The organism is Pseudactinotalea sp. Z1748 (genome assembly GCF_049725185.1).
In the GTDB taxonomy this organism is placed as follows: Bacteria; Actinomycetota; Actinomycetes; order Actinomycetales; family Beutenbergiaceae; genus CALKWS01.
In genome coordinates this window covers 345,408-357,715 of record NZ_JBMPQB010000003.1, presented here as the reverse complement: position 1 = coordinate 357,715, position 12,308 = coordinate 345,408, and the positions used below count along the sequence as shown (strand labels likewise).

10 protein-coding genes are annotated in these 12,308 nt (G+C 68.8%); 9 read left to right on the top strand and 1 reads right to left on the bottom strand.

Annotation, left to right across the window (positions count from 1 at the left end; genetic code table 11):
- Nucleotides 1–11 precede the first annotated feature (11 nt).
- The 7 genes from ACO0LU_RS09010 (at nucleotide 12) to ACO0LU_RS08980 (ending at nucleotide 8,326) form a co-directional block, all read left to right on the top strand.
- Complete coding sequence (locus ACO0LU_RS09010) at nucleotides 12–341, top strand: hypothetical protein (protein ID WP_424791033.1); 330 nt, start codon at nucleotides 12–14, stop codon at nucleotides 339–341.
- 147 nt (nucleotides 342–488) lie between these two features.
- A complete protein-coding gene (gene tatA / locus ACO0LU_RS09005; RefSeq protein WP_424791032.1) occupies nucleotides 489–758 on the top strand; it encodes a twin-arginine translocase TatA/TatE family subunit in 270 nt (89 codons plus the stop codon).
- A 2-nt stretch (nucleotides 759–760) separates the two neighbouring features.
- Nucleotides 761–1,747, top strand: a complete 987-nt coding sequence (tatC, locus tag ACO0LU_RS09000; RefSeq protein ID WP_424791031.1) for a twin-arginine translocase subunit TatC — start codon at nucleotides 761–763, stop codon at nucleotides 1,745–1,747.
- A 46-nt stretch (nucleotides 1,748–1,793) separates the two neighbouring features.
- Nucleotides 1,794–2,747 (top strand): diacylglycerol/lipid kinase family protein, encoded by a 954-nt coding sequence (locus ACO0LU_RS08995; RefSeq protein WP_424791030.1) that lies wholly within the window; start codon nucleotides 1,794–1,796, stop codon nucleotides 2,745–2,747.
- Between the two features lie 58 nt (nucleotides 2,748–2,805).
- A complete protein-coding gene (locus ACO0LU_RS08990) occupies nucleotides 2,806–5,586 on the top strand; it encodes a DEAD/DEAH box helicase (protein ID WP_424791029.1) in 2,781 nt (926 codons plus the stop codon).
- A 326-nt stretch (nucleotides 5,587–5,912) separates the two neighbouring features.
- Nucleotides 5,913–7,565 carry an apolipoprotein N-acyltransferase gene (lnt, locus tag ACO0LU_RS08985; RefSeq protein ID WP_424791028.1) on the top strand — a complete coding sequence of 551 codons (1,653 nt, stop codon included), beginning with the start codon at nucleotides 5,913–5,915 and terminating at the stop codon, nucleotides 7,563–7,565.
- Nucleotides 7,562–8,326, top strand: coding sequence for a polyprenol monophosphomannose synthase (locus ACO0LU_RS08980; protein ID WP_424791027.1), 765 nt, complete (start codon nucleotides 7,562–7,564; stop codon nucleotides 8,324–8,326). The genes lnt and ACO0LU_RS08980 overlap by 4 nt, the downstream gene beginning before the upstream one ends.
- On the opposite strand, the gene ACO0LU_RS08975 is transcribed toward ACO0LU_RS08980, so the two are convergent.
- Complete coding sequence (locus tag ACO0LU_RS08975; RefSeq protein WP_424791026.1) at nucleotides 8,302–8,649, bottom strand: RNA polymerase-binding protein RbpA; 348 nt, start codon at nucleotides 8,647–8,649, stop codon at nucleotides 8,302–8,304. The two genes, ACO0LU_RS08980 and ACO0LU_RS08975, sit on opposite strands and share 25 nt — an antisense overlap.
- Before the next feature lie 140 nt (nucleotides 8,650–8,789).
- Between ACO0LU_RS08975 and ACO0LU_RS08970 the strand changes: the two genes are divergently transcribed.
- Nucleotides 8,790–9,749, top strand: coding sequence for an aldo/keto reductase (locus tag ACO0LU_RS08970; RefSeq protein ID WP_424791025.1), 960 nt, complete (start codon nucleotides 8,790–8,792; stop codon nucleotides 9,747–9,749).
- 119 nt (nucleotides 9,750–9,868) lie between these two features.
- Nucleotides 9,869–12,298: an ATP-binding cassette domain-containing protein gene (locus tag ACO0LU_RS08965; RefSeq protein ID WP_424791024.1), complete on the top strand. Its 2,430-nt coding sequence runs from the start codon at nucleotides 9,869–9,871 to the stop codon at nucleotides 12,296–12,298.
- Nucleotides 12,299–12,308: the final 10 nt, after the last annotated feature.

The window sequence follows — 12,308 nt, the reverse complement described above, 5'->3', positions numbered from 1 at the left end:
GACTGCGGGATATGTGGTTCGCGATCTGGACGGTGCTCATCCTGGGCGCGCTGGCCTTCCTCGCCTACCTGGGATGGCGGTTGTGGCGGGGCTCGATCCAGCCGCTACTGGTCGAGTTCGGCCGGGCCGCAGAGGTCACCGGTCGCCTGGCGGTGCAGGTGGCGCAGTTGCAGCAGGCCCACCCCGACCCGGTGTTCACCTCGGACGTCTTCGCCGATGCCGCCCAGCGCGAGGGATTCGCGCGGTTGCGTCATGAGGTCAGGCAGATCCGGCGAGATCGCAAGGCCGAGCGCAGAGCCCGTACCTACACCCGATGGCGGGAACTGGGTCAGCCGTTCTGAGACCGGCGTTGCCGGAGCGGTCGGGGTAGGAGCGGGCCGGGGAGTTCACGACGTGTTCGTTCAGCGACACTGACGGCACCGGTCAACGGGGGATACACTCGGCAGGTAGACTGGGTGGAAATACGCCTCGTCGTGGAGGGATCCTTTATGTTGCGCAATCCGGCCTTCTGGGTCGTCCTGTTCCTGGTCATCGTGCTGCTCTTCGGGGCGAACAAGCTCCCAGCCCTGGCCGGCAGCGTGGGCAAGTCGCTGAAGATCTTCAAGAAGGAGGTCAACGAACTCCAGGAAGATGGTGAGGCCAAGTCCGAGCAAGACTCCGGTACCGCCACCATCTCCTACGACCAGCCCACGGCGAGCACGTACCAGCCACCGCAGGCAACCCGGCACACCAGTTCACCCGCTGAGCCTCCGAAGTAGGAGTGGCGCAGCGCAACACCCGGCGCCGCGACCCTGAGGGACGGATGTCCCTGTCCGCCCACCTGAAGGAGTTGCGGCGGCGGTTCATTCTGGGTGCAGTGGGCGTCCTCGTCGGCGCCATCGCGGGCTGGTTCCTGTCCGATCAGGTGCTGGTGATCATGCAGGAGCCGATCGAGCGGCTCCAGGCCGAGGGCCTGAGCGCGCAACTGAACTTCCAGGACGTCACCTCCGCACTGGATGTGAAGGTGCGGGTCTCCTTGACGCTGGGCCTGATCCTGTCCAGCCCGTGGTGGATGTACCAGGTCTGGGCCTTCATCAACCCGGGCCTGACCACCAAGGAGAAGCGCTACACGGTCGGCTTCGTGGGCGCCGGTGTCCCGCTGTTCGTCGGCGGGGTGGCGATGGCGTGGATCGCCCTACCCAACACGGTCCGGCTGCTCACCCAGTTCACCCCTTCGGGCGATACCGCCTCGAACTTCATCAACGCCACCGTCTACCTGAAGTTCGTCATGCAGTTCGTGCTGATCTTCGGGTTCGCCTTCCTGCTGCCGCTGATCATGGTGGCACTGACGTTCCTCGGTGTGGTGCGTGGCGTCACGTGGCTGCGGGGGTGGCGCTGGGCAGTCATCCTGATCTTCGTCATCGCCGCACTGGCGACCCCCACGGCTGACCCGGTCACCTTCATCCTGATGGCTATCCCGGTGATCATCCTGTACTTCATCGCGGTGGGCGTGTGCGTGCTGCGCGACCGCAGCAGGGACAAGAAGGCCGCCGCGGACGACTCAGCGGCCGAGGGGCCGGGGGACGAGGGACCAGCACAAGGCCGAACACGCGACGACGACGGCGCACCAGGCGGCGGTGGCACCGTGGGTGAGGGGTCGGTCGAACCGGCCGGCCAGATAGCCGGGGGCGGTGCAGCAGAGACCGCCGCGGACGACCCGGTTGAGGAACTTCCGCGCGGGACCGGTTCGGGCACCGCCCCGGCGTGAGTCGTCCCCAGCCCAGTGGGCCCGTTCCCGGCTGCAGGGCACCCGTGTGACCACCGTCGGTGTGGTAATCAACCCGACCGCCGGGAACGGGCGAGCGCAGGCACGGGGCCTCGAGGTGATGGCGACGTTGAGCGCCAACGGCGTCCGTACGGTGGACCTGAGCGGTCAGGACGCCGAGCACGCCCTGGCCCGGGCCCGGGCCGCCCTGGACACCGTCGACGCTCTGGTGGTGGTCGGTGGTGATGGGATGGCGCACCTGGGCGTGAACGCGATCGCCGGTACCGGTGTCGCGCTCGGTCTGGTGCCGGCTGGTTCGGGCAATGACCTGGCCCGCGCGCTGGGCGTCCCGGTCGGTGACGTACCCGGCGCAGTACGGATGATCCTGCAGGCCGTGGCCGAGGGACCCCGGTACATCGACGCGATCGCGACTAACTCCACCGTCGCTCCGGCCCGGGTACCGCGCTGGACGGCCTGTGTGCTCTCCGCGGGCCTGGATGCGGCCGTGAACGCCCGGGCGAACACCTACCGCTGGCCCGGTGGTGCGGCGCGGTACCTGCGCGGAGTGGTGGCGGAACTGGCGACCTTCACGCCGTACCACTACCGGATCACCATCGATGGGCAGGTGCGCACCCAGTTCGCCACCTTGGTGGCACTGGCCAACGGGCCCACGTTCGGTGGCGGCCTGAAGATCGCCCCGAACGCCGAGTTCGACGACGGCTTGATGGAGGTGGTCATCGCCGACACGCTGAACCGGCGCCAGATTCTTCGGATCTTCCCGCGCCTGTACAACGGTACGCACCTGTCGCACCCGGCCGTACACGTGGTGCGGGCGCGGGAGGTGACCCTCGAGCCCGGGGGAGAGGTCCCCCCGCCGCGAGCGTTCGGCGACGGAGAGGACCTGTTCGCATTGCCGCTGACGGCGAAGGTGCTGCCTCGGGCGGTGCCGTTGCTGGCACCCAGCCCGGAATCGTCGCCACGGCGCCCGGCACACCGGCGTTGAAGCCGCTCGGGCGCTACGGGCACGGCAGCGGGGTGCCACGGCACTTAGGGTGGTGAGTATGGCCAGTCCTGCCGAACGATATGCCGCCGCACGGGCGAGGGCACGGATCGAACGTAGCCAGTTCGGAACCTTCGAGGCTCGGATGGAGTTCGAACTGGATGACTTCCAGCGCGAGGCGTGCCTGGCGGTTCAGGACGGACACGGAGTCCTGGTGGCTGCCCCCACCGGGGCGGGCAAGACGGTGGTGGGGGAGTTCGCGGTCGACCTGGCACTGGCCACCGGTCGCAAGGCCTTCTACACCACCCCCATCAAAGCGCTGTCGAACCAGAAGTACCTGGATCTTGCCCGCGAGTACGGCACCGAACGGGTCGGACTTCTCACCGGGGACACCTCGATCAACTCCGAGGCGCCGGTGGTGGTGATGACCACCGAGGTGCTGCGGAACATGCTCTACGGTTCCTCACCCACTCTGGCCGGCCTGGGGTTCGTGGTGATGGATGAAGTGCACTATCTCGCGGACAAGTTCCGCGGCCCGGTCTGGGAGGAGGTGATCCTGCACCTGGCCGGCGACGTGCAAGTGGTCTCGCTGTCCGCGACGGTCTCCAACGCCGAGGAGTTCGGCGAGTGGCTCACCGCTGTGCGGGGCGGTACCGCCGTCATCGTGGCCGAGCGCCGTCCGGTCCCCTTGTGGCAGCACGTCATGGTCGGCTCACGCATGCACGATCTGTACGCCCACGACGTCGATCCCACGGACCCGGGGGTGGACCCGCCCATCAGCCCGGATCTGATCGAGGCGATCCGCACCGCCGAACGGCCTCGGGACCACCGTTCCCGCGGCCGCAACCGCCACCCGGGCCGTCGTCCCCGGGGCCCGGTGGTGCGCCCCGCGCCGCGTTCGGTCGTGGTGGAGCAACTGGACCGCGCCGGACTGCTGCCGGCCATCGTGTTCGTCTTCTCCCGGGCCGGCTGTGAGGGTGCGGTGGCCCAGCTCCAGGCCAGTGGGATCAGATTGACCACCGTGGCGGAGGAGAAGCGGATCGCGGCGATCATCGAGGAACGCTGCGCCGACCTTCCTCCCGAGGACCTGCAGGTGTTGAACTTCTGGTCCTGGTCCCAGGCGCTGCGCAACGGGATCGCCGCGCACCACGCCGGCATGCTGCCGGTGTTCAAGGAGACTGTGGAGGCGCTGTTCACCGCCGGGCTGGTCAAGGTGGTGTTCGCGACCGAGACCCTGGCACTGGGGATCAATATGCCGGCCCGCAGCGTGGTGCTGGAACGGCTGACCAAGTGGGACGGGCAGACCCATGCCGAAGTCACGCCGGGGGAGTACACCCAGTTGACCGGCCGAGCGGGGCGACGCGGTATCGACACCGAGGGACACGCCGTCGTGCTGTACTCATCCGGTTTGGACCCGGTGGCGCTGGCCGGCCTCGCCTCCCGGCGCACCTACCCGCTGCGCTCCAGTTTCCGGCCCACCTACAACATGGCTGTCAACCTGATCGCCCGCGCCGGCTACGCCCAGGCGCGGGAGGTCCTGGAGACCTCCTTCGCCCAGTTCCAGGCTGACCGCGGCGTGGTGGGACTGGCCCGCCGGGCCCGGCGGCTCACCGAGGCGATGGACGGTTACGCCGAGTCCATGCGCTGCCACCTGGGGGACTTCGCCGAGTACATGGACCTGCGTCGGTCGATCTCGGACCGGGAGTCGGAGTTGTCCCGGGCGCGTTCGCGCGCCCAGCGCCAGGCGGTCTCCGACCTAGCCGCCACACTGCGGCGCGGGGATGTGATCCAGGTGCCCTCCGGGCGCCGCTCCGGGCACGTGGTGGTGCTGGAGGCCCCCTCGGCTCCGAGCCTGGACGGGCCGGTGGTGTCGGTGATCACCGCCGATGCACGACTGCGCAAGCTCTCCGGTGCGGACCTGCCCTACGGGACCACCGCGGTGACCCGGATCCGCATCCCGAAGGGATTCAACCCGCGCAAGCCCGCGGAACGGCGGGACGTGAGCTCGGCGATGCGCACCGCACTGGGTGCACTGGCCCATGATGACCCGGCGACGATGAAGAAGGCCCGCGCCAAGGTTCCTTCCACCGCTGCCACCGATGACACTCTCGGATCGCTGAAGAAGCAGTTGCGTGCCCACCCCTGCCACGGGTGCTCGGACCGGGAGGAACACGCCCGGTGGTTCGAACGCTGGCACAAACTGCGCCGCGAGCACGAGGGTGTGATGAAGCGGATCGAGGGCCGCACCTCCTCCATCGCCCGCGACTTCGACCGCGTCTGTGACGTCCTGCTCTCGCTGGGCTATCTGCGGCACAAGGACGATGAGTGGAGCCTGACGGGTCAGGGGTCGTGGTTGCGCCGGCTGTACTCGGAGAAGGACCTGGTGTTGGCTGAGTGCCTGCGCTCAGGACTGTGGGACGGGCTGAACCCGGCGGAACTGGCTGCGGTGGTCTCGGGCGTGCTCTTCCAGTCACGCTCGGATGAACCTGCCGTACCACCGATCCCGGGCCCACCCGACGGTGTGCTGGCGCTGGCTGTCACCGGGACCGCGCGCATCGCCCGGCAGATCGCCGCAGCAGAGGCGGATCGCGGCCTCAGCCCTACCGAGCCGGTGGACCTGGGCCTGGTCCGGGCCATGTACCGGTGGGCCTCCGGCCGCGGCTTGGAGGATGTGCTGGAAGCCGACGAACTCGCTGCCGGTGATTTCGTGCGGTGGGCGAAGCAGGTCCTGGACGTGCTCGACCAGTTGACCCATGCTGCCCCGCAAGAGGATCTGAGGACCAACGCTCGCGAGGCGATCCGGACGGTTCGCCGGGGCATCGTGGCCCACGGCACCTGGTGACATCCCGCCCGCCCGGGGCACCGGGCCACGCCATCCGGCGACACGCCGACAGATCACGATTCCTGCGCCCGTCCTGACCTGCGTGGACATTGTTGACCTGCACGAACACCAGGTTGGCGGAACCGGGTCGGGCAGGTATCTTCTCTCTGGTACTGCTGGGGACCCATTGAGGCAGGCAGTGACCGACCAGGCCCGCACGTTCCATAGAAAACGTGAACCCTCCTGCGGTTCCGGACCGAAGGATGTGCGGGCCGGTCGGTGCCCCTGCACCGGCGCGCTCCTGCTGGCCGTCCCCCCGGTGCGCACCGACGACGTATCCTCAGGTGGTGCCCCACACGACCTCCCGCCGACTCCCGGCGTCGCTGCTGGCCGCCCTTGGCGGCGTGCTCACCGACGCGGCTTTCCCGGACCGGTCCATTTGGCCGTTGGCCTTCGTCGGCGTCGCGCTGCTGGTGCTGTCCATCCGGAGGGACTCGGCCCGGTGGGCCTTCGCGATGGGCACCGTGTGGGGCCTGGGGTTCTTCTTGCCGCACGTGTGGTGGGCCAACTACGCCGTCGGGGCGGTGCCGTGGGTGGCGCTGGCGCTGTCACAGTCGTTGATCACCGGCGCGGGGCTGGCGATCTGGGTGTGGGTCCGGCGTGGCTCGCACATGCAACGCCTGCACCTGATGGCCGCGATCCCGTTCGCCCTGGTGTGGGTGATCACCGAGCAGGTGCGCCAGGTCTGGCCCTTCGGTGGCTTCCCCTGGGGCCGCCTCGGCTTCTCCCAGACAGACGGCCCACTGCTCGCGCTGGCCTCGGTAGCGGGTGCGCCGCTGGTCTCGGCCGCGGTGGTCGGCATCGGGTACCTGTTGGCCAGTGCGGTCGTGCGGCTGGCGCGGATGGACCTGGTGCGCGGGCCGGGGGCGTTGGTCGCCGCCTTCGCCCTGGTGGGTGTTTCGGCGCTGATCCCGCTGCCCACTCAGGCCGAGGAGGGCACCCTGCGGATCGGGGCGGTGCAGGGGAACGTGGCCACCCCGGGCCTGGACGCTTTCGCCCAGGCCCGGGAGGTGCTGGACAACCACGTCTCCGGCACGCGCAACCTCCTCGCTGAGCACGGAGAGGGACTGGATCTGATCGTGTGGCCGGAGAACTCCTCCGACTACAACCCGCGTGTGGACGAGATCGCCGGTGCCGGGGTCGAGGAGGTCCTCCGGGCCGGCGACGTTCCGTTGCTGATGGGAACCGACCGGCACACCGGGGACGCCAGGTTCAACGAGATGGTGCTGTGGGAGCCCGGGCAGGGCGATACCTTCGCCTACGCCAAGCAGATCCCGGCTGCCTTCGCTGAGTACATCCCGATGCGCGAAGTCGCCCGGTTGTTCTCCCCGGCCGTGGACCTGGTGCGCACCGACATGGTGGGCGGCACCGCTCCTGCCGTCGTGCCCGTACCGGCGCCCGCCCTGGACCGGGAGGTGCTGGTGGGCACCCCGATCTGCTTCGAAGTGGCCTACGACGCGTTGAACCGTGAGGCGGTGCTTGCCGGCGCGGAGGTGCTGCTGGTGCCCACCAACAATGCCTCCTTCGGGTTCACCGCCGAATCCACCCAGCAACTTGCCATGTCCAGGCTCCGGGCGGTCGAACACGGGCGGGCCACCATCCAGATCTCCACCGTGGGCGTCAGCGGCGTGATCACGCCCAACGGGGTGCTCACGCGGAGCACCGAGCTATTCACCCCGGACCACTTCGCGACCACGGTGCCGTTGCGCTCCACCCTGACGATCGCCGACCGGATCGGGGACTGGCCGATCATCGCCTCCACCGGGGCGGTTCTGTTGTTGTTCGGGGCCGGCATCGTTACCGGGCGGTCGAGCCGACGTGCGGCCGCCGGATCAGGGACAGCGCGAACCCGCCAGGGCTCCGCACCCCGACGGGGGACGTCGGAGGGGTCGAGGGCCGGCGCTCCGAGGCGGGCGGTGGCTACGAAAGGGACACGGTGACCGCCAGTGCCGCCAGGGTGGTGGTGGTCATCCCCACCTACAACGAGCGCACCTCGCTCCCGGTGACTCTGTCCCAGTTGCGTCGGGCGGTACCGGGCGCGGACGTCCTCGTCGTCGATGACGCCAGCCCGGACGGCACCGGGGCCTGGGTGGACGCTGCGGCGACGGACGACCCACAGGTGCACGTCCTGCACCGCGCCGGCAAGGAGGGACTCGGCCCGGCCTACCTGGCCGGGTTCGCCTGGGCCTTGGGCCGCGAGTACGACGTGGTGGTGGAGATGGACGCCGACGGATCTCACCGTGCCGAGGATCTGCCCGCACTCCTGACGGCGCTCACCCCGGGAGTGGACCTGGTCATCGGGTCACGCTGGACCCCTGGGGGAGCGGTGCAGAACTGGCCCGCGCACCGTCGGTGGCTGAGCAGGAGTGCAAATCGGTACGCCAAGGTGGCCCTGGGCCTGGGTGTTCGCGACGCTACAGCCGGTTTCCGGGCCTACCCCGCCGATACCCTGCGGGGCCTCGACCTGGCCGGGGTGGCCTCCCAGGGGTACTGCTTCCAGGTCGATCTGACCTGGAGAGTGCACCGCGGCGGGGGGCCGATCGTGGAGGTCCCGATCATCTTCGTGGAGCGTGAACAGGGCACCTCCAAGATGGACCGGGCCATCGTCGTGGAAGCGTTGTGGCGGGTGACCGCGTGGGGCGTGCAGGCCCGCGCCTCGCGGTTACGTGCATGGGCTCAGGCGCTCTGGCGGCGCAACTGACCGCTGCGTAACAGGGCCAGGCGCTCGTCCAGCAGTTCCTGCAGTTCAGCCTCGGTACGCCGTTCCAGCAGCATGTCCCAGTGTGTCCGTACCGGTTTTGTCTGTTTCGGCTCGGGCCGGGAGGCATCGCGCAGTAGGGCTTCGCCCCCACCGGGTGCCTCCCACACGGGTGGGATATCGGCATCGGCGGCGAAAGGGATCACCAGGGTGCGCCCGTCCGGGCAGTCGTAGACCGCCTCGATCCGGGGGGCAAGTTCCACGCCCTCCTCGGTCTCCAGACTATTCGCGCCGATCAGCATGCCTCGTAGTGCTCGTTCAGCCATCGCCCTCTCCTTCCGGGATGGATGGTGCGTCCACCTACTACAACCAGTAAGCATGGGCCGGTGTTCCGGGTCGCGGGTGAAGGTGCTGTGAAATTCACGCGCGGGGTACGTGCGTTGCCGGTAGGCCTAGGCTGTGGGGTATGAGCGAGATCACGATGAAGTACCGGCAACTCGGCCCTTCCGGTTTGACTGTCTCAGTGGTGGGGCTGGGCTGCAACTCGTTCGGGGTAACGGTGCCCACAGAACGGGTCACGGATGTGGTCCGGGCGGCACTGGACGCCGGGATCACGTTCTTCGACGTCTCCGACACCTACGGGTCCACAGCCGGGGAGTCGGAGGAACTGCTGGGAAAGGCGTTGGGCTCCCGGCGTGCCGATGCGGTGGTGGCGACGAAGTTCGGGATGGACACCGGCGGCTTGAACGGGCCGGACTGGGGTGTTCGTGGCTCCCGGCGGTATATCCGAAAGGCGGTGGAGGGCTCGCTGCGCCGTCTGGGCACCGATCACATCGACCTGTACCAGATGCACCGGCCCGACCCACACACCCCGGTCGCCGAGACCTTGGCGGCCTTGCACGAACTCGTCGCCGAGGGCAAGGTGCGCTACCTGGGTTCATCGAACTTCACCGGATGGCAGATCATCGATGCGGACTGGACCGCGCACACCGCCGCAACGACACCGTTCGTCTCGGCCCAGAACGAGTACAACCTACTCAGCCGGGGCCTGGAGGCCGAGGTGATCCCGGCCCTGGAGCACATCGGCGGCGGGTTGCTGCCGTTCTTCCCGCTCGCCTCCGGTCTGCTCACCGGCAAGTACCGGCGCGGGCAGGACGCCCCCGAGGGCACCCGGCTGGCGCGACGGCCGGACAGGCTTGCCGGCGCCGACTTCGACATGATCGAAGCCCTGCAGCACTTCGCCGAGGAGCGGGACCTGTCCATGCTGCAGGTGGCAATCGGCTGGCTGGCGGCCAAACCCGGCGTTGCCTCGGTGATCTCCGGAGCCTCCAGGCCCGAGCAGGTGCGCTCCAACGCCGCGGCCCTGTGGCACCCCGAGCCGGACGATCTGGCCGAACTGGATCGCATCACCGACCCGGCCACGTAAGCGACGTCCGCGTCCGGAGCCGAGCACGGTCACTCCGGGCGCACAGGAATTCCCCTTGGGGGCGTGGGTCGGGAGGAGTAATCTCCAAGACCTGCACCTCGGCGATCGGATGGAGCGGTATGACCACGGCGACAGCAACCGCCGCTACTGTCGAGAGGCACCCGGCAGACAGCCACGACCTGCTGCGGGTCCACGGGGCGCGGGAGAACAACCTCACGGGTGTGGACCTGACGATCCCCAAGCGCCGCTTGACCGTGTTCACCGGAGTGTCGGGGTCGGGCAAGAGTTCACTGGTCTTCAACACGATCGCCGCCGAGTCCCAGCGGATGATTAACGAAACTTACCCGGCGTTCGTGCAGGGCTTCATGCCCGCCATGCCCCGCCCGGACGTGGACCTGCTGGATGGCCTGACCACCGCGATCATCGTCGACCAGGAGCCGATGGGCGCCAACCCCCGCTCCACGGTCGGCACCGTGACCGACACCGGCACCATGCTGCGGATCCTGTTCGCGCGCCTCGGGCAGCCCCACATCGGCTCGGCACAGGCGTTCTCCTTCAACGTCGCCTCGATCAGCGGCGCCGGGGCGGTGGCGTTCGAACGCGGCGGGCGCGAGGTCAAGGAACGGCGGGATTTCAACATCGTCGGCGGGATGTGCCCGCGCTGTGAGGGCCGGGGAACGGTCTCGGACTTCGACCTGGAGGCGTTGTATGACTCCTCCAAGTCCCTGGCGCAGGGGCCGTTCAGCATCCCGGGTTGGGGCCCGGACGGTTGGTACGGACGTATCTACCAGGGCACCGACTTCCTGGACGCCCACAAGCCGATCGCGGACTTCTCGGCCAAGGAACTCGATGCGCTGCTGTACAAACCGGCGACCAAGATCAAGGTCGACGGCGTCAACGTCACCTACGAAGGCGTGATCCCCAAACTGCAGAAGACGATCTTGGCCAAGGACAGGGAGGCGATGCAACCGCACGTGCGGGCCTTCGTCGACCGGGTGATCACGTTCCGGACCTGCCCGGACTGCGAGGGCACCAGGCTCAACGAGACCGCTCGGTCCTCTCGGATCAACGGCCTCAACATCGCCGAGGTCTCCGCGATGCAGATCACCGATCTGGCGGGGTGGGTGCGCGACCTCGCCGACGAGGCTGACGGCGGCACGGGGGGTACCCACCAGGAGCATGGCAGCGCCGGGCCGTTGCTCGATACCCTGGCGGCCACGCTGGACAACTTCGTCCAGATCGGGCTGGGTTATTTGTCGCTGGACCGCCCCTCCGGCACCTTGTCCGGGGGCGAGGCTCAGCGCACCCGCATGATCCGGCACCTCGGTTCGGCGCTGACCGATGTCACCTACGTCTTCGATGAGCCCACCATCGGGTTGCACCCCCACGACATCGAGCGAATGAACACCCTGCTGCTGCGGTTGCGTGACAAGGGCAACACCGTGCTGGTGGTCGAGCACAAGCCGGAGGTGATCGCGATCGCCGACCACATCGTGGACCTGGGCCCGGGCGCCGGGAGCGCCGGGGGGCAGGTGGTGTTCGAGGGGGGCCTCGCCGATCTTCGCACCAGCGGGACCATCACCGGCGAGCACCTCGATGATCGAGCCGCCCTGAAGGACCAGGTGCGCACCGCCGCGGGCGCTCTGGAGGTCCGGGGCGCCAGCACGCACAACCTCAAGGACGTCGACGTCGATATCCCGCTGGGAGTGTTGTGCGTGGTCACCGGGGTGGCCGGGTCGGGCAAGAGTTCGCTCATCGAGGACTCGGTGGCGGGCCGGGACGGCGTGGTCGTGATCGACCAGGGTGCGATCAAGGGCTCGCGGCGCTCCAACCCGGCCACCTACACCAGCGCGCTGGAGCCGATCCGCAAGGCGTTCGCCAAGGCCAACGGCGTCAAGCCCGCACTGTTCAGCGCCAACTCCGAGGGCGCCTGCCCGGCCTGCAGGGGTGCCGGGGTGATCTACACCGAACTGGGCTTCATGGAGACCGTGGAGTCGGTGTGCGTGGAGTGTGAGGGCCGCCGGTTCCAGGCGGCGGTGCTGGAGTACACCCTGGATGGGCGCACGATCGCCGAGGTGTTGGCGATGTCGGTCGCCCAGGCCGCCGAGTTCGTCGCCGACGGTCCGGCGCGGACCCCGCCGGCGCACAAGATCCTGCGCCGGATGGTAGAGGTAGGCCTGGGGTACCTCACCCTCGGCCAGCCGCTGACGACATTGTCCGGCGGCGAGCGGCAGCGGCTGAAACTGGCGACCCGGATGAGCCAGAACGGCGGAGTGTACGTGCTGGATGAGCCCACCAACGGTTTGCACCTGGCCGACGTGGAGCAACTGCTGGAGTTGCTGGACTCCCTGGTGGAGCAGGGCACCTCGGTGATCGTGATCGAACATCACCAGGCGGTGATGGCGCACGCGGATTGGATCATCGACTTGGGGCCGGGCGCCGGGCATGACGGCGGGCAGGTCGTCTTCGAGGGCACCCCCGCCGACCTGGTGGCCACCCGGGCCACCCTGACCGGTCGGCACCTGGCCGACTACCTCAGAACCCGGTGACGCCGACCTT

Coding starts and splice junctions, on each gene's coding strand:
- ACO0LU_RS09010 (WP_424791033.1), top strand. CDS start 12: ATGTGGTTCGCGATCTGGACGGTGCTCATCCTGGGCGCGCTGGCCTTC.
- tatA (WP_424791032.1), top strand. CDS start 489: ATGTTGCGCAATCCGGCCTTCTGGGTCGTCCTGTTCCTGGTCATCGTG.
- ACO0LU_RS08990 (WP_424791029.1), top strand. CDS start 2,806: ATGGCCAGTCCTGCCGAACGATATGCCGCCGCACGGGCGAGGGCACGG.
- ACO0LU_RS08975 (WP_424791026.1), bottom strand. CDS start 8,649: ATGGCTGAACGAGCACTACGAGGCATGCTGATCGGCGCGAATAGTCTG.
- ACO0LU_RS08970 (WP_424791025.1), top strand. CDS start 8,790: ATGAGCGAGATCACGATGAAGTACCGGCAACTCGGCCCTTCCGGTTTG.
- ACO0LU_RS08965 (WP_424791024.1), top strand. CDS start 9,869: ATGACCACGGCGACAGCAACCGCCGCTACTGTCGAGAGGCACCCGGCA.